Consider the following 21573-nt stretch of genomic DNA (forward strand, 5'->3'; position numbering starts at 1 on the left):
TTTCTGTCTTCTCCGAGCAGGAGAGTTTTCTTCTCAATTGTGCAAGAGTAATAGCGTGCGCTTACTCGTGGCAGCGATTGCCGCGTTGCTCGGCATGACGGTATGGACGGCACCACCCGCCGACGCGGGTCCGACGGTTTGCGACTATCCGGCCTGCACGCCCGGAATCACCCCGAATGTCGTCCTCGGGGCACCTTGCGACAACACCACCTACTACGTCTTCGGAACCGCCGACTACTACGTCTCGTTCGCCACCGAGCCGGGACGGCTGATGTTCTGCGGTTCGCCGCGCAGATATGAACCCAGATGGTTCCGATCACCCCCGATGGCCGGGATCAAGGACGAGAACTCCGACTGCACCCGATATCCGGAGTACTACGTCGCGCAGGCGCCCGACGGCCTGTTCCTGGTGTGCGTGGCGCAGAACGGTCACGCCAGATGGGTGCGGGGCGACACCTAGCGAAGCTAGCCAGAGTTATTCGGCGCCGATGAGCCGACGGGTGATGCGGCGCAATTGCGAACGCAGTGACTCGTCGTCGATATCCGCGACCAAGGGGTGCATCACGCCGACGGCTATCGCGCCCGACAGCATCGCCGCCGACACCCGCGCGTCCTCGGCGGCGTCGTCGACCAGCACTCCGTAGAGCCGCGCAATGAATTGCTGAAACGGTTGGTGTTCGGCCAGCAGCCGGACGATGACCGGATCGAACTGCAGCGTGCTGGCCGCGCCCCGGCGCTCGACCGCCACATCGATCACCCGATCCAGCAGCAGCTCACGCGCTCGCGGCTGGTGAGCCTGGGTTTCAGCGGCCTCCAGTGCCTCTTCCAGACCGCCGAGCTCACGTTCGGTGAGGGCGATGACGATCTGCTCTTTGGTTTTGAACTGGTGGTACACCGCCGCCTTGGTAACGCCGATGGCGTCGGCGATCATCTGCAGCGACGTGCCGCCGACGCCGTGCTCGGCGATCAGCTGCAGTGCCGCATCCAGAATGCGGGTCTGCGCTGGGCTGCGAGTGATGAAGCGGAATTGGCCGGGCGGCGGCGTGGACACCACATCGAGAGCCTAGCCGACCGGCTATTGACGACAGATAGCCGATCGGCTAGCTTCGCTGAGAAGCCGCACCCCGCGATCGCGCACCGTCCCGCGGACCGGAAGGAGTCCTCGATGTCCGGCATCGGCGAGCACCGAACGGCCCCGCCATCGGCGTCACGGCGCACCGATGGCGAGCTGATCCTGTTGTGGACGTTGCCCGTCGTGGCGATCATCTGGGTCTCGGCGTTCCTGTTGTTTCCCGGCTTTACGCCACCGATGTCTCCCAGAATGCCGGCCGAGCGGGTGGCCGCCTTCTATCGGGAAAACCAGTCCGGAGTCCGCTACAGCATGATCCTGTTCAACTGGTTCTGCGTGGGCCTGATCCCGGTCCTGATCCTGCTGGTGATGCAGATTCGCCGGATGGCGCACCGCACACCGATCTTTTCCTACTGCATGCTCGGGTGCGTGGCCGGTGGTCCCACCCTTTTTCTCATCGCCAACGTCTGCTGGCTGCTGGCCGCGTTCCGCCCGGAACGCAACCCGGAGCTGACGCAGATGTTCAACGATCTGGCCTGGCTCACCTTCACCACTCAGGTGCCCTTCCTCATCGGGCAGAGCGTGATTCTGGCCCTGGCGATCTACTTCGACGCTCCGTCGTATCCGGTATTCAGCCGGTGGGTGGCCCATTTCAATTTGCTCATCGCCGCGGTGCTGGCGCCGGCGGCGTTCGCCGGCCTGACCCTGTCAGGCCCCCTGGCGTGGGACGGAGCGTTGTCGTTCTGGCTCAAGAACATCGCCATCGCGGTGTGGATCGTGGTGTCGGCCGTCGTCCTCGGCCGGGCTGTTTACCGCGAACGCGCCGACGAATCGGCCGGCGCATGAGCGCAGTGGCGACAAACCCCAAGCGCGAGTTGTGGCTGGCCTGGTGGACGCTCGTCGTCTTCTACAACTTGTTCGCGCTGGTGTTCTTCGTGCTGACCCGCACCCAGCCCCCGCCAGACCCCTCGTGGGACACACCGAGAATCGTTCGGTGGTTCCAGGACAACCACTTTGGGATACTCATCGGCTTTGCCATCATGTTCGTCATCACCGGCATGACGACGATGAGCAACGCGCTCATCGCCTATTCCATGCGCCGCATGACGGTCAGCCCCGCATTCGGGTATTCGTACCTGGTGTTGTACTCGCTCAGCGCTATTCCGGGGATGTTGCTGATGTGCATCGTGCTCACCGCCGGGGCAATGCGCCCCGACCGCGATCCCGAGCTGATCGGTTGGCTCTACGACTTCGGCTTCCTGTCGTTCATCGGGACCATGGGGGTTTTCCTGATCGGCTCGCTGGTGTGGATGCTCGCCATCCTGATCGACAAGAACCGGGTTTTCCCAAAGTGGTTCGGCTACCTCAACCTCTGCAATGCGCTCACCGAGATCGTGGTCTCCCCGGCCTGGATCTTCCGTCGCGGTGTCTTGGCCTGGAACGGGCAGATCGCCTGGTGGCTGAACATGGTCGTATTCGGCGTCTATACAGGCGTTTTCATCGTCCTGCTGCGGCGGATGATCCAGCGCGAGGACTTCGGTGCCGGCCCGGTGCCCGAGCATGCGCCCGGGAAGGTGGGCGCGCTATGACCGCCGGTGCGAACAAGCCGGTCAGGTTCATCCCCGGCCAACCGGACATGTGGGCCTTCGTGCTGTTCGAAACGCTAGTCTTCGCTGCATATTTCAGCTTCTACCTGTTCTACCGAACGCAGATCCCCGAGCTCTTCCTGCGGGCCCAGGCGCAGCTGGATCTGCGTATCGGGGTGTTCAACACGCTTGTTCTGCTGCTGAGTTCCTGGTCGATGGCACGATGTGTCCAGTCGGCCCGCGCCCACGCACACCGGGCAGCGCTCACCGACGCCTTTCTCACCGCGTTCTTTGGTCTGCTGTTCCTTGTCGCCAAGGTATTGGAGTGGGCCAAGCAGATCCGGATGGGCAATTCCTTTGCCGCTAACGACTTCTTCACTTATTACTTCTTTCTCACCGGTATCCACTTCGTGCACCTGCTGATCGGATTCGTGGTCATCGGAGTCGTCGTGTATCAGCTGTGGGGCCCGGCACGAACATGTCAGGGGTCTCGGGGATCTCAGCAGCTGGTCGAGACCTGCGCTACCTACTGGCACACCGTCGACTTCCTCTGGGTGCTGATATTCGCACTGCTGTACGTGGTGAGGTGATCCGAAATCAGACTCAACAAGCGGCTTTTGGTCGTCTGGGTGGCGCTGGCGTCATTGACGCTGTCGTACCTCTGGCTTGATTACGCTGTCGACGGATCTCCGAAGGCCAGCGCCGTCGTCACGTCTAGCGTGATCGTCATCGCACTCATCAAGGTACGCATCATTTTTCGCGAGTTCATGGAAGTCAGGCAGTCTCCCGCCGTGCTGCGCCGCCTGACGGACGCATGCGTGCTGGTTGTCGGCGCTGCGTTGCTCGGCAGCTATCTGGTTGGTACGACGCTCGGGTAGGACGGTTGGTGGCCTCGTCAGCTCGCTCAGCGGAGTCCTGAGCGCGGCAATCACATCTTTCACATTGGTCCCTGTCCGGGCCGATGCGTATTTGCCCGCTTCACTCGGAAATTCAGGGTGACCACGAATGCGGCTGGTCAACGATGTCCTGTTGCGCAGCTTTGGCTGCCTGGCTCTGTTTTGCGGCACGCCGATACCGCACCTTCGCTCAAACCTCTTGTGATGGCGGGCGTTCGGGGGATGCCTCACGTGCTCACCGAATCGGCTGCGATGCCGCCGCATCGAGTGTGCGGTGACGGCTTTGAGTGTGTCCGTAGGGCGGGAACATCCACGATCGGCCGCCCTGACGGCACACTCGACGCCGCCAGCGCACACTCGGCGCCATCAGCGCACACTCGGCGCCGTCAGCGCACACTCGGCACCGCCAGCCGCCGACCCAACCGCACCGGCACGCGATTTCCATCTCCCCACACCGGGGCGCAGCCCCACGACCGCCTTGAGCGACAAGCCAAGGTGCGCAACGAATGTGTCGTGGGTAGGCGAGCGAACGAGACGCCCCAAACCCGTGGAGAGTCAACCTCATCGGTCCGTCCGAGCCGGTGGCGTGCGGATGACCGGCCCCACCTCGTCGCTTCGTGCAAATCGGAATGTGTTTCTAAAAAGCCAAATTCATCCAATGCCGCCCCGGACCAACACGTAGGCATAAGTGGTGTACCGATGTTGACCCGCTGGGCGTGGAAGTGCATGATGATCCTACGAAGATCACAGTTTAATAACGGCCAGATCTCTTGGTGTCGCGCCGCCTGGCAGTGCTGTATCCGACGCACGAGAGCATCTGACAGATCCGCTGATAGCCGAGAAACCCTATGACAAGTAGGTGGCCCCGTGACATTCGTGATTGCAATCCCGGAGATCATTTCCTCAGCGGCCGCGGATCTGGTCCGTATCGGTTCGACAGTGAGCGCAGCCAATACGGCGGCGTCGGTCCCGACCACCACGCTGATGGCCGCCGGTGGTGATGAGGTGTCGGGGGTGATCGCTTCGCTGTTCGCCGGCTACGCCGAGGACTATCAGTCGCTTAGCGCTCAAGCGGCGACGTTCCACCAGAAGTTTGTGCAGGCGTTGAGCGGCGCTGGGAATTCGTATGGGGTCGCTGAGGCGGTCAATGCCTCGATAGTGCAGACCATCGAACAGGACCTGCTGGGTCTCATCAACGCGCCGGCCCTCGCATTGCTGAATCGCCCGCTGATCGGCAACGGCACCGACGGGGCGCCGGGCACCGGGCAAAACGGCGGGCCTGGTGGGCTGTTATTCGGCAACGGCGGCAACGGCGGGTCCGGCGCTCCCGGACAACCGGGCGGCCGGGGCGGGGACGCCGGGCTGTTTGGCAACGGTGGTCAGGGCGGCGCCGGCGGGAACGCCCCGGTCGATGCTTCGGGGGCGCCGGCCGGCAACGGCGGGGCCGGCGGCGCAGGCGGCCACGGCGGCTTCTTGTACGGCAATGGTGGCAATGGCGGTAACGGCGGTAACGGCATCATCGGCGGCGCGGGCGGGGCCGGCGGGCAAGGTTCGCCACTGTCGGGCCATCCGGGCGCCAACGGCATCGACGGCACGAGCACCGGTAGCGGGACCGGTGGCAGCACCAGCACCGGCACTGGCGGTGGTACCAGCGGCGGCAATACCGGCAGTGGCAGCGGTACCGGCGGCGGTACCAGCGGCGGCGGTACCGGCGGCGGTACCAGCGGCGGCGGGACCGGCACCGGTACCGGCACCGGCATAGAGGCGACATACAACGTTGGGTCGCAGTGGGATAGCGGCTTTACTGCCAGTTACACGATCACCAATTCGGGTGCGACTTCGCTGACCAATTGGCAGGTCCAATTCGATTTGCCCGCAAGCGAATCCATTACAGGCGTGTGGAACGGACAGGTCGCCCAGTCCGGCACGCAGTATGTCATAACCCCTGCGTCGTGGAACGAAACGATTGCACCGGGCGGTTCGATCACAGTCGGCTTCCAAGCCGCACAGACCGGCTCATATTCGCCACCGACGAATTTGCTGGTCAACGGACAACCAATCAGCGGTGGCACGGGGACCGGCGGTGGTACCGGTACCGGCGGTGGTACCGGTACCGGCGGTGGTACGGGCACCGGCACCGGTGGTTCGACGGCGGGTCACTTCTCTCCCTACGTCGATGTGACTCTTTACCCTGCGACCAACTTCACGGCCGTCAGCAACGCTGGAATCAAAGACGTCACACTCGCCTTCATTACCAGCAACCCCCAGGCTCAACCCGCCTGGGGCGGCTATTCGGCGTACACGATCAATGGCGGCTCCGACATCTCGTACATCGACAACCAGATCGCCGCCCTGCGCAGCGCAGGCATCAGCCCGACCATCTCCTTCGGCGGCCAGGCTGGCCAGGATCTGGCTTATACGGCTCCGAGCGCTGCCGCGCTTGCCGCGCAGTACCAGCAGGTGGTGAGCACCTACGGAATCTACAAGCTCGACTTCGACGTCGAAGGTGCCATGCAAGCCAACAATGCGGTACTGACCACTCAGGCTCAGGCGATCGCCATGCTGCAGCAGCAGCAGACGGCTGCCGGCACGCCCATCACCGTGTCGTACACCCTTCCGGTATTGCCTTCGGGCCTGGTTGCGGGGCCCAACGGGGGTTTGAATGTTCTGCAGATCGCCAACGCTAACGGCGTGAAAATCTCAACCGTGAATATCATGGCCATGGACTACTACGACCCGTCGGTCACCGACATGGGCACCGCTGCGATCGAAGCCGCGCGGGCCACCCATAGCCAGCTGATGACGATGTATCCGTCGATGTCCAGCCAACAGGTGTGGTCGATGATCGGGGTGACGCCGATGATCGGAGTCAATGACGACCCGAGCGAGATCTTCAGCCTCGCCGACGCCCAAGAGCTGACCGCTTTCGCCCAGCAGAACAACATCAGTGCACTGTCCATGTGGTCCCTCGCCCGCGACACCACAGGTACGGTGGGCGTAGCGACATCCACCGGCAGCGGCGTGACCCAAACCCCACTTGCCTACTCCCTGATCTTCGATCAGTTCGGTAGCGTATCCCAAACGTGACCGCCGACCGGTACTCGCCGGGCTGTCGCAACTGCTCCGGCAGTCGAACACGAAATCGCAGTTCTCATAAGTTTATTCGCCGTCGCGCCGCCTGCGGTGCAGCCCGGGGCCAATAACTGCCCGGGCCGGTTCTGCGGTCCGGGCGCGTCGAGTGCTTACCCCGTCGGGGTGAACGTGAGATGTAGTTCGGTGAGTCCGCGCAGGATGTAGGTCGGCTCGTAGCGGTAGCGGCGATTGTCCGCCGGCCCGTGCACGGACTCGTCGGCGGCAATGTCGGCCATCCGGTCCAGGATGCGCTCGATCGAGACACGGCCCTCCACCCGGGCAAGCGGTGCGCCGGGGCAGGAGTGGACTCCGCGGGCAAAAGCCATGTGTTCGCGGACATTCTTTCGGTCGAGGCGAAACTCGTGCGGATTGTCGAACCTGCGCGGGTCGCGGTTGACGGCACCGGGCAACACCATCACCACCGTGCCGGCCGGGATGTCGACCCCGGCGACGGTGGTGGCTCGGCGGGCGAGCCGCGAGTCGCTTTTGACCGGGCTCTCCAGCCGCAGTGATTCTTCGATGAACGCCGGAATCAAGCTGCGGTCCTCGCGCAGCCGCTGCTGTATGCCGGGCCGGTCGGCGAGCACCTGCAGCGCGGCGCTGAGCAGTTTGGCCGTCGTTTCCTGCCCGGCGGCGAAAAGGAATGTGGCCGAACGGACTACGTCAATGACCTCGGGTGTGGGTCCGTCCGGATACTTCGCCGTCGCGAGCGCGGTCAGTACGTCTTCACGCGGTTGGCGGCGGCGGTCTTCGATGTAGTTGCAGAACTTCTCGTCGAGCCACTGCAGTGGGTTGGTGCCGACCGACTCGTGGTCGAGCGCGCCCACCCGTCCACCGGGACGCTCGGCGCCCAACATGACACGAAACTCCTTGTGGTCGTCCTCCGGAACGCCGAGCAGGTCGGCAATCACCAGGGTGGCAAAGGGTTTGGAGTATTCGGTGATGAACTCACAGTTACCGTTGCCGAGGAACTCGTCGAGCTGACGGTCGGCGAGGCGCCACATGAACTCCTCGTTCTGTTTGAGGCGGCTCGGCGTCAGCAGCCGGCTCAGCAACGACCGGGCGCGAGTGTGCTGCGGCGGGTCCATGGTGACCATGTGCTCGTACATTGGGAACTTCTCGCGGTTCTGGTCGATCTGGGCGTTGATGTCGTCGCCGTCGGGCACGAACGGCAGCGGCGGGAAAGGTCCGCCCAGTGCGACGCAATTGGAGAAGGAGTCGGTGTCCTTGTAGACCGCGGTGGCCTCGTCATACCCGGTGACCGCGACGACGCCGTAGTGCGGTAGCCGCAGAACCGGGTTTTTGCTGCGCAAGTAGTCGAAGTACGGGTAGGGGTCGGCGACCAGCGACGGGTCGGTGAAAAAGTCGATCGAATCGTAGTCGCTCATGTCGCGCGTGCCTCCCGCAGCTGGCGTTTGCCGTATGGGCCGTCGGCGGCGATAGCTTCGGCCGCCCGAATCCGACGATGTGCTGAGCACCTGCTTAGCATGGCGGTAATGTCGTGGTCAAGGCGGCCCGCCCGTCGCTACGCCGACGCCGCTACGATCTGCGTGGTTGACGTCGAGGTATCGAAAATACGGAGTGAGGGCATGACATCGGCTCGCCGGATCGGAGCGCCGGACGCGAAGAATCGCGGCCTGCTGCTTGACGCGGCCGAGCGATTGATGCTCGAAGAGGGCTATGCGGCAGTGACTTCGCGCCGTCTGGCGGGTAAGGCCGGGTTGAAGCCGCAATTGGTGCACTACTACTTCCGCACCATGGATGACTTGTTCCTGGAAGTGTTTCGCCGCCGCGCCGAAGCCGGTCTGCGGGTTCAGGACCGAGCGCTCGAGTCGCCGCAGCCGCTGTGGGCGCTGTGGCGGTTCGGCACCGAGCCCGGATTCGCAAAGATGACAATGGAATTCATGGCGTTGGCGAACCATCGTAAGGCGATGCGGTCGGAAATCGCTTACTACGCCGAACGTTTCCGCGAACGGCAGCGGGTGGCGTTGACGGCTGCGCTGCAGCGCTACCACGTCGACACCCAGGACGTGCCGCCGGTGGTGTGGACGGTGCTGATGACCAGTATTTCGCGATTTCTGGTGATCGAGCAGGGGCTCGGCATGTCGGGTGGACATGCCGAAACGGTGGAAGTGGTCGAGCGCTACCTGCGTCGTCTGGAGGGTGAGCCACCACCAGTCGAGGGCTGACGCAGTTGCGCCGAGTCACCAGTTGCGCAGCGAACAGAGCACCCCACGGGGGCCGTCCTTGGCGACGACGACGACGCCGTCCACAGCCAGATCGCAATGAAACATCGGTGTGCCCGGTTCCGGGCCGGTGCTGGCGGTGACCATTGCCCACTGGTCGGGGTTGGCCAGCACGACTTGCATGGTCCACGGCCTGCCCGGAGCGATATCGGCCTGGATGTTCGGCGTGAACTGATAGGGGTTGTGGCTGTAGTCGGAAAAGACGGCAGGATCCTGGTCCTGGTAATAGATGTCGGCGTAGATCGGGTTCTTCGCCGAGATGGTGTACCGGACCTGGTGCATGGGTGTGTCGTCGGCGTGTGACCGGCCGGTGCTTGCCGTCAGGCCCGTGCCCACCAAAACCGCCAAGCCGAAACCCAGCTGCCGCCTTGTCGTGGTCATGTCGCGCCTCCAGCTGGCCGGCGGGGACCGGACGTGCGGCTCATCACCCGCGCTGCGGCCTGCCAATGGGCCTCCGCCACCCACAGTCGTGCAAAGGATGCTATCGCCTCATCAGCCGAAACGCCGCCGATTACCCGCTTGATCTCGGTGGCCGGGTGGCGGGCCAGGGCTGCGGCAACCGATCGCCACCCACGATCCGGTGAGTCGAACGAGGTGCGGGGCAGCACCAGATCCACCAGGCCGATGCGTTCGGCCTCGACGGCGTGAAGCGCCGTTCCGGTGCCCGCCAGCAGCAGCGCCTTGCTCTTTCCGACCAGCGCGGCCAGTCGCTCGGCGCCGCCCCAGGCCGGCATGATCTCCAGGTCCACCTGATTGAACGCGATCTTGATGTCGTCGGCGGCAATCCGGATGTCTGCGGCGACGGCCACCTCGGCGCCACCGCCGAAGGCGTGGCCGTTCAGCACGGCGATCACCGGAGCCGGAAAAGCCGCGAGCTGGTCGCAGATGGAGCGCATCCGCTTCGCCATCGCCGCGGCGTCCTCCTCGGTTCGCAGCGCGCTCAGCTCCTTGAGGTCACCGCCCGACACGAAGGCCCGCTCCCCGGCGCCCCTGATCACCAGCGCTCGCGCGCCCGCCGCCGCCTCGAGTGCCGTCTCCAGCTGGTCCATGGTGTCCGGCGCGATGGCATTGCGCGCGTGCGGGCGGTCGATGGTGAGCACCGCCAACCCGTTACCCGACTTGTCGAACTCGAGGTCCACCATGCGTCAGTGCTTCCGGGACGAGCGGCGATATTGGCATTCTCTTACTTGGAGAATAGCATCATCGTTAAGGCTCGGGACTTCCATCACACAGCATCCGGGGTGGGCACGTGCAGCGCCGAATCGGGGCAGTGAGCACAGCGGCCGTAGCGGCACTGTCGGTAGCCGTTCTCGGGGCCTGCGGCGCGCCGTCGGCCGCTCGTATCTCCAGCACGGCAACCGTGCGCGTCAACGGCAACGAGGTGCGGCCCCACCTCGTCAGGTGCGTCCAGTTGGAGTGGTACCGGACGATCGAGGTCGGCGATGGCGACTCCGGGGCGACGGTGGTCATCGATCAATGGGCCGAATCGATTACCGCCAAGGCGGTCCGCATCCGCAATCTCGCCGGTTTCACCGGCGGGTTCTCCGAAGGCGACGGCGGCGACGCCCACACCAGTTTCGGCGACAACACGTTCACCGTCAGCGGCACCGCCGACGGCTTCGATACCGCCACCAACCAACCGGCTACCGCCGAGTTCCGGATCGCCGCGCGCTGCTGAAGCCCACCGAAGCCCGCTGCCCTGTTGCGGCGAACCCGATGAAGAGAATACTATTCTCGAAAATCGCGAAGGAGGATTTCATGTCGTCGGGCGCGTTGTCGTATCCGCTGTTCGATGCGGACAATCATCTCTACGAGACCGAGGAATCGCTGACCAAGTACCTGCCCAAGCAGTACCAAAACGTGATCCAGTACGTCCAAGTCAAGGGGCGCACCAAGATCGCGATACGCGGCCATATCAGCGATTACATCCCCAATCCCACCTTCGAGGTGGTCGCCAGGCCGGGGGCGATGGAGGAGTACTTCAGGGTGGGAAACCCGGAGGGCAAGAGCCGCCGGGAGATCTTCGGCGAACCGATGCGCTCGATCGCGGCTTTTCGCGAACCCGGCCCGCGGCTGGAGCTGATGAACGAATTGGGCGTCGACCGCAGTTTGATGTTCCCGACATTGGCCAGCCTCATCGAAGAACGCATGCGCGACGACCCGCTGCTCATCCATGTGGTCGTCCACGCGCTGAACCAGTGGCTGGACGAAGTGTGGGGCTTCAACTACCAGAACCGCATCTTCACGGTGCCGGTGATCAGCCTGCCGATCGTGGAGAAGGCGATCGAAGAGCTGGACTGGGTGGTGCGACGCGGCGCCCGGGCGGTTTTGGTGCGGCCGGCCCCGGTTCCGGGGTACCGCGGCCCCAGGTCGTTCGCGCTGCCGGAGTTCGACCCGTTCTGGCAGCGTTGCGTCGAGCACGACGTGCTGGTGGCCATGCACTCCTCGGACAGCGGCTATGCCCGCTATACCGCGGAGTGGGACGGCGGCGACAAAGAGATGCTGCCCTTCCAGACCAACGCGCTCGCCATGCTCAACGAGTGGCGTCCGGTGCAGGATGCGGTGGCGTCCTGGGTGATTCACGGTGCGCTGTACCGCTTGCCGCAACTCAAGGTCGCGGTGATCGAAGCCGGGTCGAAGTGGCTGTTCCCGCTGCTGGAACAGCTGGCCGATGTCTACAAGAAGACACCGGAAAGCTTCCCCGGCGGCGACCCGGTCGAAGAGATCAAGAACCGCATCCACATCAGTCCGTTCTACGAGGAGGGGATCCGGGACCTCGTCGACCTGATCGGTGTGGACCATGTCCTCTACGGCTCGGACTACCCGCATCCGGAAGGGCTCGCCGCACCCCGGCATTACGCCGATGCGCTGCAGTACCTCAGCGTCGACGACCAGGCAAAGATCATGGGCGGCAACCTGTCTCGGCTCGTGTCGGTATGACGCAGTCGGCGCGGCGGCGCCGGGACGAACCACCATGGGAAACCATCCCCGAGATGGTCGGCAGCGCAGCGGACCGGTTCGGCGACGCCGAAGCCGTCGTCGATGGGCCGCTGCGGCTGACGTTCACCGAGTTGGCCGATCGGGTGCGCCGGGCCGCTGGTGCCTTCGCCGCGGCGGGAATCGACAAAGGTGATCGGGTTGCGATCTGGGCACCCAACTCGGCGGAATGGATCATCGCCGCGTTTGGGCTGCTGACCGCCGGCGGCGTGCTGGTTCCGGTCAACACCCGATTCAAGGCAGCCGAGGCGGCCGACATCATCGGACGCAGCGGCGCCAAGGCCGTGCTCGTCGAGAAGGGTTTTCTGGGGCTGGATTTCGCTGTCCCGAACGCCATCCCGGTGATCGACGTGAAGTCCGGATTCCTCGACAGCGGCAAGCCGTTCAAGCGCGCGGTCAGTGGCTCAGACGTCGCCGACATCGTCTACACCTCGGGAACCACCGGGCGGCCCAAGGGCGTGATGATGGACCACGCTCAAACGTTGCGGCACTACGCGGAGTGGTGCGATCGCGCCGACCTGCGCTGCGGCGACCGCTATCTCATCGTCAACCCGTTCTTTCATATCTTCGGGTACAAGGCTGGCTGCGTCGCGTCGCTGATCCGGGGCGCCACGATTGTTCCGGTACCTGTTTTCGACATTGACCGGGTGCTGGAATTGATTGAGCGGGAACGGATTACGATGCTCCCCGGACCGCCGACCCTGTACCACTCGCTGTTGGGCCACCAGGGCGAGCGGGATTTGTCGTCGCTGCGTGCGGGGGTGACCGGCGCCGCCGACATTCCGGTGGAGCTGATCCGGCGGGTGCGCACCGAGCTGCCCTTCCAGACCCTCATGACCGGTTACGGCCTGACCGAGGCGGGCACGGTGACGCTGTCCCGGCCCGAGGATTCGTTCGAGGACATCGCGACCACCGCCGGCGTTCCGTGCGACGGGATCGAGGTCGGCATCGCCGACGACGGCGAGATCCTGGTGCGCGGGTACAACGTGATGAAGGGCTATCTCGACGACCCGGTCGGCACCGCCGAGGCCATCGATGACCAGGGCTGGCTGCACACCGGGGATCTGGGCAACCTGGACGAGGCGGGTCGCCTGCGCGTCGTCGGCCGCAAGAAGGACATGTTCATCGTGGGCGGCTTCAACGCCTATCCCGCTGAGATCGAAGGCTTCCTGCTCGAGCACGAGGCGGTCGCCCAGGCCGCCGTGATCGGTGTATCCGACGACCGGCTCGGGCAGGTGGGCAAGGCGTTCGTCGTTCGCAAAGGTGTTGTCAGCGCTGACGAATTGATCAGCTGGTGCCGGGAGCGAATGGCGGGGTTCAAGGTGCCGCGCTGGGTGCAGTTTGTCGACGCGCTTCCGCTCAATGCCACCGGCAAGGTGGTCAAAGACCGGCTGCGTTGAGCCCGGTGTCGGCGGCGAGCCGTGTCGGCGGGTCTCGGCGGGGCTGCGGGTCTCGGTGATGTGCTCGATCTGAGAATGCTATTTCCGCTGGATGTAGGATTGTTTGGCCGTGGCCGCGGCGTGACCTCGGGGTGGAAGGTGTTGACTTGGCTCTCCTAGACCCGTCGATGCCGAGGAGCCGGCGCCCGGTCGGTGACCGCAACGTCGGCCCGGGTTCTCGCCTGATGTCGGCTTTGCCTAGTAGGGTTGCGCAACAGCGAGGTCTGGCTACTGGCGGACCAGGGGTAGAGGAGATCCGCGTTGAGTTACCCGAGCAGTCGCCCCGTCGGGCCGGTGAATCATGAGCGCCGGCAGCAACCAACACGCCGCTGACACGAGATCGGTTCTGGTGAGCGACGACGAAACCGCAAGCACTGCAGCTGAATTGCGGGCATTGGCCGAACAGGCCGAGGCTGAGGCCGCCGAAGCCGAAGCCCTGGCCGTCGCCGCCCGCGCCCGCGCCCGGGCAATTCAGTTGCGCCGCCGGGCCGAAGTCGCCGCAGGCCCGGAAGAAGGTCCGGTCGCCGAAGAAGATCCGGCCACCGAAGAAGTCGACGCGGAGGTGTCCGGGGGTGAGCCGGATGATTCCGGGCCCACGGCGGTATCCGAAACCGTCGAGGCCGAGCGTGATTCGGACGTCGGGGGTGAGGACAGTGACGTCGATGTGTCCGCCGATGCCGACGAGGCGCCGGCGCGGCGCCGGCTGCGTCTCACCCGGTCCGCTGTTGCCGCTGCGCTAGCCGTCATGGTCATACTGGCCGCGCTGTCGGGCAGTCTGTATATGGTTGTGCAGCATCGCGATGCCACCCGCCACCGTGACCGAGTGGCCGAGTTCGCCGCAGCGGCGCGACAGGGCGTCGTGACGTTGACATCGCTGGACTTCACCAACGCCAAGCAGGGTGTGCAGCGCATCCTCGACAACTCCACCGGGACGTTCCGCGACGATATGGCAAAGGTGGCAGACGATTTCATCAAGGTGGTCGAACAGTCGAAGGTGGTCGAGCAGGGCACCGTCCAAGCCGTCGCCGTCGACGTGGACACCATGACCGACGACTCGGCGGTGGTGCTGGTCGCCTCGACGTCCGAAGTCACCAATGCCGCCGGGGCCAAGCAGGATCCTCGCAAGTTCCGGCTGATCGTGACCATCACCCGCGACGGTGACCAGCTCAAGATGTCGAAAGTCGAGTTCGTGCCATGACCGCAGAGGAAACGTCGGTCGAGGAGACTGCGGAGGCCGACTCGGCCTTGCCAACCGACGACGACCGGCCCGCGCGGCCGAAGCGCCGCGCCGGCTGGCTGAGCAAGCTGTCGTCGGGCAAGGTGATCGCTGCCCTGATGGCGTCGCTGGTGGTGGCCTCGGTGGCGCTGCTGGCTGGACTGTATTTCTTCTCCTACCGACCGGATCGCGAAGTCGATGACCAGGCCGCCAAGTCGGCGGTCGCGGCGGCTACCGATGGCACCATCGCCATCCTGTCGTATTCTCCGGATACTCTGGACCGCGATTTCTCTTCCGCGAGGTCACATCTGACCGGCGACTTCTTGTCGTATTACGACCAGTTCACCCAACAGATCGTCGCACCGGCAGCCAAGCAGAAGTCGGTCAAGACGAGCGCGGTGGTGCTTCGCGCCGCCGTTTCCGAATTGCATCCGGATTCGGCCGTCGTGCTGGTGTTCGTCAACCAAAGCACCCGGAGTGCCGACCGGCCGGAGCCGACGTTGACGTCCAGCAGCGTCATGGTCAAGCTGACCAAAGCCGACGGCAAGTGGCTCATCTCATCGTTCGATCCGGTGTAGATCCGGTAGATCGGGGGTCTGCGGGTGACGGGACTACGACCATGACCAACGACATCCATTCGATGGTGATCGCGTCCGACTACCGGGTCCCGGACCCGAACCGGGTGTGGCCGCTGCTGCAGCGCAAGAAATCGGCGCTGGCCGCTATCGGAGCCCACCATGTGCTGGTCTATACCTCGACCCACGACTACGGCCGCGTCCTGGTGATGATCGGAGTGCACAGCCGCGAACCGATCGTGGAGCTGTTGCGCTCCCGGGTCTTCTTCGAATGGTTCGACGCGGCGGGCGTCGAGGACCTCCCGGCGGTATTCGCCGGCGAGATCGTGGACAGGTTCATTGCCGAAGCTCCGGCTGCGGGGGCCGCCGGCCGGGCCCCGGGGGTCGTGGTAGCCGGGATCGCGGCGGTGGACGACGTGTCGACGCTGATCGTCGAGGTCGGCCTGGCGATGGCGCGGTTCAGCGCCGCCGGCATCCGAAAGACATGGGTTTTCCAGGCTTTCGACGACGAGCACGAGGTCCTGATCCTGCAGGAATTCCCGGACGAAGAGCGCGCCCTGGAGTGGATCGACCATCCCGATGCCGCGGCCCAATGGATGAGCCGCGCCGGAGTCGGTGCCTACCCACCGTTGTTCGTCGGCCGGCTTTCGGAGATGACGCGGATCGAGACGGATTGAGCGGATCGCTCGATGTATGTCTGCCTAACGGCGTCACCAGCCAGCTAGTGGCCGAGGCCGTTGCTGCCGGCGCCTCGACGACCAAGGATGTCGCCCAGGCCTGTGGAGCGGGCGCCGATTGCGGACGTTGCCGGCGCACCATTCGCGCGATCCTTGATTCCATGGCCGCGCTGCGGTCACCGCACCGGTCCTGAGTCAGCGGCGCGCGGTGCCGTCCACCGACGTGGGCGCGACGAGATCGCTGAGTAGATGCGGGATTTCCAGCCGCGGCAGCACGGCCTCGACGAGCACCAAGCGGTCCCGGTGCGCCGCGGCCGCGGTGAGCGCGTCATCGAGTTCGCCATACGTCTGCGCCCGGAACGCCAGGTGATCGGCCACTCCCAGCGCGCTGGGGATGGCGGTCCAACTCCAGTTGACGATGTCGTTGTAGGGGGCCGTCTCGCCGTGTATCGCGCGTTCGATGGTGTAGCCGTCGTTGTTGACCACCACGATGACCGGGGACAAGCCCTCGCGGGAGAAGTTGCCGATCTCCTGGACGGTCAGTTGAGCTGCCCCGTCGCCGATCAACAGCACCGTCCTGCGGTCACGATGGGCCACCGCCGCCCCGAGCGCCGCCGGTAGCGTGTAACCGATTGAGCCCCAAAGGGGTTGACCGATGAAGGTGACGCCGTGCGGCAACCGGTGGTCCGCCATGCCGTAGAACGAGGTGCCCTGCTCGGCCAGCACCACGTTGCCCGGGGTGAGCGCGTCGTTGACCCGGTCCCACAGCATCCGTTGGGTCAGCGGGTCCTCGCGCCTCGGAGTCAGCGCCGGCCGGTGGTCATCCGGAGCCGGCACCGGGGGTGAGGTTATCCCGCGCCCGGTCAGGATCTCGGCCAGCGCGCGCAGGGCGGCGCTCATCTCGAGCGGCGCGAACACCCGGCCGGCCACGGTGCTTTGGTACTGGCCGATGTCGATGGTGCGCGCCGGGTCGATCCGCTGGCTGAAGAACCCGCTGACCATGTCGGTGAACACCACCCCGGCCGTCACCAGCACCGGCGCCTGCTCGATCGCCGCACGTACCCGCTTCGCGCTGGCGGCTCCGGCATAGATGCCCAGAAAGTTCGGAGAGCTCTCGTCGAGCAGACTCTTTCCCCACATCAGCGTGGCATGCGGCACCACGTCGGCGGCCAGCAACGCCTCCAGCTCGCCGACCGCCCGCAATCGATGGACCAGCAGGTCGGCGAGCACGGTGAGTTGGTGCTCGCCGATCAGTGCGGCAGCGGCTTCGGTGAACAGCGACAGCGCGCGCGGGCTGGTGCCGCCGCCGTAGCGGGGGAGCGGGGCGCCGGGCGCTTCGGTGGGGAAGCGGGCCACGTCGGTGGACAGCAGTAGGTATCCGGGCCGCTTCTGCTCCCGCACCTCGCACAGCACCCTGTCGATCTCCCGGCATGCCGTTGCCGGCATGAGATTGGCTTGGGCGCAGGTGATTTCGCGGCTGATCCGAAGGAAGTGCTCGAAGTCCCCGTCGCCGAGCGAATGGTGCAGCGCCCGCCGGGTGCCCTGGGCGTCCTTGGAAGGGCCGCCGACGATGTGGACCACCGGCACATGCTCGGCGTAGCTGCCCGCGATGGCGTTGGCCGCCGACAGTTCCCCGACACCGAATGTCGTAACCACAGCTGACATTCCGCGCAAGCGTCCGTAGCCGTCGGCGGCATAGCCGGCGTTGAGCTCGTTGGCGTTGCCCACCCAGCGGATGGCCGGATGGGCCACGATATGGTCGAGGAACTCCAGGTTGTAGTCCCCGGGCACGCCGAAGATTTCGGAAACGCCGAGTTCGGCGAGGCGGTCCAGCAGATAGTCGCCGACGGTGTACACGGGTTCGTTGGGGCCAGCCGCACGATCGGTCACGAAGACGACGGTACGCCCGGCCGAAACCATTCCGGCAAAGACGCGGTCGCGCTATCGTCGGCGCCATGGCAGTCAAGGAATCCCGCGAAGTAGTCATCGAAGCAAGTCCCAAGGAGATCCTCGACGTGGTCGCCGACGTCGAGGCAATGCCCGAGTGGTCCGACATTCATCAGAGCGCAGAAGTACTCGACCGTGACGAGGACGGCCGACCGCGGCGCGCCCGGATGAAAGTCAAGACCGCCGGGGTCACCGACGAGATCGTGCTCGCTTACACCTGGCGCGACGACGGCGTCACCTGGACGCAGGAAAGCGGGAAGGCGTCGCGTAACCAAGAGGGCGGCTACACGCTCACGTCGGAGGGCGACAAGACCCGGACGAAGTTCGACCTGAGCCTGGACCCGGTAGTGCCGCTGCCCGGCTTCGTGATCAAACGCGCCATGAAAGGGGTCATGGAGCTGAATACCGACGGGCTGCGCAAGCGGGTGCTCAAGGTCAAGAAGGGCGGCTAGCCACCGTGACCGGCGGGGGGCCCTTGGCCGGGGTGAAGGTCATCGAACTCGGCGGTATCGGACCCGGCCCGCATGCCGGGATGGTGCTGGCCGACCTCGGCGCCGACGTCGTGCGGGTGCGCCGTCCCGGCGGGCTGACCATGCCGTCCGAGGACCGGGATCTGCTGCATCGCGGAAAGCGGATCGTGAACCTGGATGTCAAGGCCCAGCCGGGTGCGTTGCTGGCGCTGGCCGCCAAGGCCGATGTGCTGCTGGACTGCTTTCGGCCCGGCACCTGCGAGCGGCTCGGCATCGGTCCCGACGACTGCGCGGCGGTCAATCCGCGACTGATCTTCGCCCGCATCACCGGCTGGGGACAGGATGGGCCGCTGGCATCGACGGCCGGCCACGACATCAACTACCTGTCGCAGACCGGTGCGCTCTCGGCGCTCGGCTACCGCGACCGGCCGCCGATGCCGCCGCTGAACCTGGTCGCCGACTTCGGCGGCGGCTCCATGCTGGTGCTGCTGGGCATCGTGGCCGCGCTGTATGAGCGGGAGCGGTCGGGCAAGGGGCAGGTGATCGACGCCGCGATGGTCGACGGGGTCAGCGTGCTGGCCCAGATGATGTGGACCATGAAGGCAATCGGGAGTTTGCGCGACGAACGCGAATCGTTCCTGCTCGACGGCGGCGCCCCGTTCTACCGTTGCTATGAAACGTCCGACGGCAAATACCTGGCGGTGGGTGCGATCGAGCCGCAGTTCTTCGCGGCGCTGCTGGCCGGGCTCGGCTTGACGGCCGACGACGTGCCCAACCAGCTCGACGTCGGCTCGTACCCGCGGATGGGCGAGATTTTCGCCGAGCGGTTCGCCGGCCGGACCCGCGACGAGTGGACCGAGGTCTTCGCCGGCACCGACGCGTGTGTGACCCCGGTGCTGACTTGGAGCGAAGCGGCCGGCAACGCCCACATGAGAGCCCGGTCGACGGTGATCAACGTCCACGGTGTCGACCAGGCCGCGCCCGCGCCGCGCTTCTCGCGAACACCGGCCGTACCGGTCGCGCCGCCCCCGGCGGCAACCACGCCGATCGACGAAATAAATTGGTAGTCACCTATTCTTTCGAATTGTCCCGAACACGTCCGCGAATAGGGCGGCGTTGCTAGCTTGAGCTTGGTGGCCGTCAAAGCATCGCGGGAAATCATCATCGATGCGCCTCCGGAAGTGGTCATGGAGGCGCTGGCAGATGTGAGCGTGCTGACATCCTGGTCACCGCTGCACAAACAGGTGGAAGTGATCGACTATTACCCGGACGGGCGCCCCCATCATGTGAAAGCCGTGGTCAAAATTCTGGGGCTGGTCGACAAGGAGATCCTGGAATACCACTGGGGCCCGGACTGGATGTGCTGGGATGCCGACCAGACTTTCCAGCAGCATGGCCAGCACATCGAGACCACCGTCAAGCCCGAAGGCGTCGACACGTCACGGGTGCGGTTCGACATCACCGTCGAACCGGCCGGCCCGATTCCCGGCTTCATCGTCAAGCGGGCCAGCGAACACGTGCTGGATGCCGCGGCGAAGGGGCTGACCGAACTGATCAGCGGCCGCAGCGACCGGGATCATCCGACATAGTTCCGGTTCCGCCGCGCCGCGTGCCGGCCGATGGTTGCTAACTTGGTGGGCAGTGGCTGTCCAAGCGTCGAGCGATATCGTCATTGATGCGCCCCCTGAGGTGATCATGGAGGCGCTCGCCGACATGGACGCGGTGCCGTCGTGGTCATCGGTGCACAAGCGGGTCGAGGTCGTCGACACCCATCCCGACGGTCGACCGCACCACGTGAAGGTCACCGTCAAGGTGACCGGCATCGTGGACACCCAACTGCTCGAATACCATTGGGGGCCGGACTGGATGGTCTGGGACGCCCACAAGACCGCTCAGCAACACGGGCAGCACGGCGAGTACAACCTGCGCCGCGAGGGGGAAGGCAAGACCCGGGTGCGGTTCACCCTCACGGTGGAGCCGTCGGCGCCGCTGCCCGAGTTCTGGATCAAGCGGGCCCGCAAGAAAATCCTGCACGCCGCCCTGGAGGGACTGCGCAATCACGTTATGGGAAAGGCTGAGTAGTCCCGTCACGCAGCGCGGCCAGTCGCCTGATCGCCTCGTCCAGGGTGTCCGCGCGTTTGCAGAAGGCGAAGCGCACCAGGTGATTCCACAGGTCGGCGTGCTGTGCCGCGGGGTCGCAGAACGCCGACATCGGGATGGCGGCCACCCCCGCCCTCTCCGGCAGAGCAGCGCAGAACGCCGCGCTGTCGTGGTAGCCCAGCGGACGCGGATCGGCGCACACGAAGTAGGTGCCGTAGCTGTCGTGCACCTCGAAACCGATCTCGGTCAATCCCGAGGCCAGCCGACCGCGTCTGGTCTGCAACGAACTGCGCAGCGCGGCCACCCAGGCGTCCTCGGTGTCCAGCGCAAGCGCCACCGCCGGCTGAAACGGCGCGCCGCCCACATAGCTCAGGTACTGTTTGGCCGCACGCACCCCGGCGATGAGTTGCGCTGGGCCGCAGGCCCATCCGATCTTCCAGCCGGTGCAGTTGAACATCTTGGCCGCACTCGAGATGGTGATCGTCCGTCCGGCCATGCCGTCGAAGCCGGCCAGCGGCAAGTGATCATGGCCGTCAAACACCAAGTGCTCGTAAACCTCGTCGGTGATCACCAAAAGGTCTGCGGCCACTGCGATCTCGGCTATGGCCGCCAGCTCGGCCCGGCTCAGCACCGCGCCGGTCGGATTGTGCGGAGAGTTGACGATCAACGCCCGGGTGCGCGGCGTCACGGAGCGTCGCAACGCGTCGGCGTCCAGAGCAAAGCCGCGGCCGTCAGCCACCAGCGGCACGGAAACTCGATGCGCGCCGGCCATCACCACGACCGGCGAGTAGGAGTCGTAGAACGGCTCGATCAGCAGTACCTCCGAGCCGGGTTCGACGAGGCCCAGCACGGACGCGGCAATAGCTTCGGTGGCTCCGACCGTGACCAGCACCTCGGTGTCCGGGTCGTACTCGATGCCGAAATGCCGGCGGCGCTGGGCGGCGACGGCCTGCCGCAGGGCCGCGAGGCCCATCCCCGGCGGATACTGATTGACGCCGGCGGCAATGGCGTCTTGTGCGGCCTTGAGCATCGCCGGCGGCCCGTCCTCGTCGGGAAACCCCTGCCCGAGGTTTACCGCGCCGACGCGCGCGGCCAGCGCCGACATCTCGGCGAACACCGTCGTCGCGTAGGGCTGCAGCCGCGACACCGTCATGGCAGACGAGCTTAGGCGCGGCGACGACGCCGAACGGCGGTGCGACCACTGATCCAGCGACCCCGCTGCG

At 65.4% G+C, this 21573-nt stretch carries 22 protein-coding genes and 3 pseudogenes; 19 read left to right on the top strand and 6 right to left on the bottom strand.

Going from position 1 to position 21573, the window contains the following annotated elements:
- The first annotated feature begins 55 nt into the window (after positions 1–55).
- Positions 56–460 (top strand): hypothetical protein, encoded by a 405-nt coding sequence (locus tag CDN38_RS18285; protein ID WP_036414722.1) that lies wholly within the window; start codon positions 56–58, stop codon positions 458–460.
- 15 nt (positions 461–475) lie between these two features.
- Here the strand turns inward: CDN38_RS18285 and CDN38_RS18290 are convergent, their stop codons facing one another.
- Positions 476–988 carry a TetR/AcrR family transcriptional regulator gene (locus CDN38_RS18290; RefSeq protein WP_233027206.1) on the bottom strand — a complete coding sequence of 171 codons (513 nt, stop codon included), beginning with the start codon at positions 986–988 and terminating at the stop codon, positions 476–478.
- Between the two features lie 177 nt (positions 989–1165).
- Here CDN38_RS18290 and CDN38_RS18295 point away from each other — a divergent pair, with 177 nt between their 5' ends.
- The 6 genes and pseudogenes from CDN38_RS18295 to CDN38_RS32460 all read left to right on the top strand — a co-directional run.
- Positions 1166–1915: a hypothetical protein gene (locus tag CDN38_RS18295; protein WP_099319104.1), complete on the top strand. Its 750-nt coding sequence runs from the start codon at positions 1166–1168 to the stop codon at positions 1913–1915.
- Positions 1912–2658: a hypothetical protein gene (locus CDN38_RS18300; RefSeq protein WP_099319105.1), complete on the top strand. Its 747-nt coding sequence runs from the start codon at positions 1912–1914 to the stop codon at positions 2656–2658. The genes CDN38_RS18295 and CDN38_RS18300 overlap by 4 nt, the downstream gene beginning before the upstream one ends.
- On the top strand, positions 2655–3245 hold the full coding sequence (locus CDN38_RS18305; protein WP_075512074.1) for a cytochrome c oxidase subunit 3: 591 nt from the start codon (positions 2655–2657) through the stop codon (positions 3243–3245). The genes CDN38_RS18300 and CDN38_RS18305 overlap by 4 nt, the downstream gene beginning before the upstream one ends.
- Positions 3246–3251: 6 nt before the next feature.
- Positions 3252–3533, top strand: a complete 282-nt coding sequence (locus CDN38_RS18310) for a cytochrome C oxidase subunit IV family protein (RefSeq protein ID WP_075512075.1) — start codon at positions 3252–3254, stop codon at positions 3531–3533.
- A gap of 894 nt (positions 3534–4427) precedes the next feature.
- Positions 4428–4934 (top strand): annotated as a pseudogene (locus tag CDN38_RS32455) (PE family protein); the annotation flags it as partial.
- A gap of 390 nt (positions 4935–5324) precedes the next feature.
- Positions 5325–5615, top strand: a pseudogene (locus tag CDN38_RS32460) (cellulose binding domain-containing protein); the annotation flags it as partial.
- 1178 nt (positions 5616–6793) lie between these two features.
- On the opposite strand, the gene CDN38_RS18320 reads toward CDN38_RS32460, so the two are convergent.
- Positions 6794–8071, bottom strand: coding sequence for a cytochrome P450 (locus CDN38_RS18320; RefSeq protein WP_075512077.1), 1278 nt, complete (start codon positions 8069–8071; stop codon positions 6794–6796).
- 201 nt (positions 8072–8272) lie between these two features.
- On the opposite strand from CDN38_RS18320, the pseudogene CDN38_RS18325 reads away from it, so the two are divergent.
- Positions 8273–8972: pseudogene (locus CDN38_RS18325) on the top strand (TetR/AcrR family transcriptional regulator).
- Here the strand turns inward: CDN38_RS18325 and CDN38_RS18330 are convergent.
- Both CDN38_RS18330 and CDN38_RS18335 read right to left on the bottom strand, forming a co-directional pair.
- Entirely contained in the window at positions 8888–9310 is a 423-nt protein-coding gene (locus tag CDN38_RS18330) for an Rv2576c family protein (protein WP_075512079.1), read from the bottom strand. The pseudogene CDN38_RS18325 and the gene CDN38_RS18330 overlap by 85 nt on opposite strands.
- The gene (locus tag CDN38_RS18335; RefSeq protein WP_075512080.1) at positions 9307–10071 is read right to left on the bottom strand and encodes an enoyl-CoA hydratase/isomerase family protein; all 765 of its coding nucleotides are present in this window, start codon (positions 10069–10071) and stop codon (positions 9307–9309) included. The genes CDN38_RS18330 and CDN38_RS18335 overlap by 4 nt, the downstream gene beginning before the upstream one ends.
- A 128-nt stretch (positions 10072–10199) precedes the next feature.
- On the opposite strand from CDN38_RS18335, the gene CDN38_RS18340 reads away from it, so the two are divergent.
- The 7 genes from CDN38_RS18340 (at position 10200) to CDN38_RS18370 (ending at position 16027) form a co-directional block, all read left to right on the top strand.
- Positions 10200–10607: a lipoprotein LpqH gene (locus CDN38_RS18340; protein WP_233026928.1), complete on the top strand. Its 408-nt coding sequence runs from the start codon at positions 10200–10202 to the stop codon at positions 10605–10607.
- An 80-nt stretch (positions 10608–10687) separates the two neighbouring features.
- Complete coding sequence (locus CDN38_RS18345) at positions 10688–11869, top strand: amidohydrolase family protein (protein ID WP_075512145.1); 1182 nt, start codon at positions 10688–10690, stop codon at positions 11867–11869.
- A complete protein-coding gene (locus CDN38_RS18350; RefSeq protein ID WP_075512082.1) occupies positions 11866–13326 on the top strand; it encodes a FadD3 family acyl-CoA ligase in 1461 nt (486 codons plus the stop codon). Before CDN38_RS18345 ends, CDN38_RS18350 begins: the two co-directional genes overlap by 4 nt.
- A 340-nt stretch (positions 13327–13666) precedes the next feature.
- A complete protein-coding gene (locus CDN38_RS18355) occupies positions 13667–14563 on the top strand; it encodes an Rv1363c family protein (RefSeq protein ID WP_075512083.1) in 897 nt (298 codons plus the stop codon).
- Entirely contained in the window at positions 14560–15159 is a 600-nt protein-coding gene (locus CDN38_RS18360; RefSeq protein ID WP_075512084.1) for an Rv1363c family protein, read from the top strand. Before CDN38_RS18355 ends, CDN38_RS18360 begins: the two co-directional genes overlap by 4 nt.
- Before the next feature lie 41 nt (positions 15160–15200).
- Positions 15201–15833: a fatty-acid--CoA ligase gene (locus tag CDN38_RS18365; RefSeq protein WP_075512085.1), complete on the top strand. Its 633-nt coding sequence runs from the start codon at positions 15201–15203 to the stop codon at positions 15831–15833.
- A complete protein-coding gene (locus tag CDN38_RS18370; protein WP_233026930.1) occupies positions 15830–16027 on the top strand; it encodes a (2Fe-2S)-binding protein in 198 nt (65 codons plus the stop codon). Before CDN38_RS18365 ends, CDN38_RS18370 begins: the two co-directional genes overlap by 4 nt.
- Before the next feature lies 1 nt (position 16028).
- On the opposite strand, the gene CDN38_RS18375 is transcribed toward CDN38_RS18370, so the two are convergent.
- Positions 16029–17753, bottom strand: coding sequence for an alpha-keto acid decarboxylase family protein (locus tag CDN38_RS18375; RefSeq protein ID WP_075512086.1), 1725 nt, complete (start codon positions 17751–17753; stop codon positions 16029–16031).
- Between the two features lie 35 nt (positions 17754–17788).
- Here CDN38_RS18375 and CDN38_RS18380 point away from each other — a divergent pair, with 35 nt between their 5' ends.
- The 4 genes from CDN38_RS18380 (at position 17789) to CDN38_RS18395 (ending at position 20332) form a co-directional block, all read left to right on the top strand.
- The gene (locus tag CDN38_RS18380) at positions 17789–18232 is read left to right on the top strand and encodes an SRPBCC family protein (RefSeq protein WP_075512087.1); all 444 of its coding nucleotides are present in this window, start codon (positions 17789–17791) and stop codon (positions 18230–18232) included.
- A gap of 5 nt (positions 18233–18237) precedes the next feature.
- The gene (locus tag CDN38_RS18385) at positions 18238–19317 is read left to right on the top strand and encodes a CaiB/BaiF CoA transferase family protein (protein ID WP_075512088.1); all 1080 of its coding nucleotides are present in this window, start codon (positions 18238–18240) and stop codon (positions 19315–19317) included.
- A 66-nt stretch (positions 19318–19383) separates the two neighbouring features.
- The gene (locus tag CDN38_RS18390) at positions 19384–19839 is read left to right on the top strand and encodes an SRPBCC family protein (protein WP_082277284.1); all 456 of its coding nucleotides are present in this window, start codon (positions 19384–19386) and stop codon (positions 19837–19839) included.
- A 52-nt stretch (positions 19840–19891) separates the two neighbouring features.
- Positions 19892–20332 carry an SRPBCC family protein gene (locus tag CDN38_RS18395; protein WP_075512089.1) on the top strand — a complete coding sequence of 147 codons (441 nt, stop codon included), beginning with the start codon at positions 19892–19894 and terminating at the stop codon, positions 20330–20332.
- On the opposite strand, the gene CDN38_RS18400 is transcribed toward CDN38_RS18395, so the two are convergent.
- Complete coding sequence (locus tag CDN38_RS18400) at positions 20313–21503, bottom strand: pyridoxal phosphate-dependent aminotransferase (RefSeq protein ID WP_075512090.1); 1191 nt, start codon at positions 21501–21503, stop codon at positions 20313–20315. The two genes, CDN38_RS18395 and CDN38_RS18400, sit on opposite strands and share 20 nt — an antisense overlap.
- Positions 21504–21573: the final 70 nt, after the last annotated feature.

Source organism: Mycobacterium ostraviense (assembly GCF_002705925.1).
GTDB classification, from domain to species: Bacteria; Actinomycetota; Actinomycetes; order Mycobacteriales; family Mycobacteriaceae; genus Mycobacterium; species Mycobacterium ostraviense.

What these genes read in the sequence shown, in the direction of transcription:
- CDN38_RS18300 (WP_099319105.1), top strand. Translation starts at nt 1,912, where the DNA reads ATGAGCGCAGTGGCGACAAACCCCAAGCGCGAGTTGTGGCTGGCCTGG.
- CDN38_RS18345 (WP_075512145.1), top strand. Translation starts at nt 10,688, where the DNA reads ATGTCGTCGGGCGCGTTGTCGTATCCGCTGTTCGATGCGGACAATCAT.
- CDN38_RS18355 (WP_075512083.1), top strand. Translation starts at nt 13,667, where the DNA reads ATGAGCGCCGGCAGCAACCAACACGCCGCTGACACGAGATCGGTTCTG.
- CDN38_RS18365 (WP_075512085.1), top strand. Translation starts at nt 15,201, where the DNA reads ATGACCAACGACATCCATTCGATGGTGATCGCGTCCGACTACCGGGTC.
- CDN38_RS18295 (WP_099319104.1), top strand. Translation starts at nt 1,166, where the DNA reads ATGTCCGGCATCGGCGAGCACCGAACGGCCCCGCCATCGGCGTCACGG.
- CDN38_RS18305 (WP_075512074.1), top strand. Translation starts at nt 2,655, where the DNA reads ATGACCGCCGGTGCGAACAAGCCGGTCAGGTTCATCCCCGGCCAACCG.
- CDN38_RS18350 (WP_075512082.1), top strand. Translation starts at nt 11,866, where the DNA reads ATGACGCAGTCGGCGCGGCGGCGCCGGGACGAACCACCATGGGAAACC.
- CDN38_RS18335 (WP_075512080.1), bottom strand. Translation starts at nt 10,071, where the DNA reads ATGGTGGACCTCGAGTTCGACAAGTCGGGTAACGGGTTGGCGGTGCTC.
- CDN38_RS18375 (WP_075512086.1), bottom strand. Translation starts at nt 17,753, where the DNA reads ATGGTTTCGGCCGGGCGTACCGTCGTCTTCGTGACCGATCGTGCGGCT.
- CDN38_RS18380 (WP_075512087.1), top strand. Translation starts at nt 17,789, where the DNA reads ATGGCAGTCAAGGAATCCCGCGAAGTAGTCATCGAAGCAAGTCCCAAG.
- CDN38_RS18320 (WP_075512077.1), bottom strand. Translation starts at nt 8,071, where the DNA reads ATGAGCGACTACGATTCGATCGACTTTTTCACCGACCCGTCGCTGGTC.
- CDN38_RS18330 (WP_075512079.1), bottom strand. Translation starts at nt 9,310, where the DNA reads ATGACCACGACAAGGCGGCAGCTGGGTTTCGGCTTGGCGGTTTTGGTG.
- CDN38_RS18360 (WP_075512084.1), top strand. Translation starts at nt 14,560, where the DNA reads ATGACCGCAGAGGAAACGTCGGTCGAGGAGACTGCGGAGGCCGACTCG.
- CDN38_RS18400 (WP_075512090.1), bottom strand. Translation starts at nt 21,503, where the DNA reads ATGACGGTGTCGCGGCTGCAGCCCTACGCGACGACGGTGTTCGCCGAG.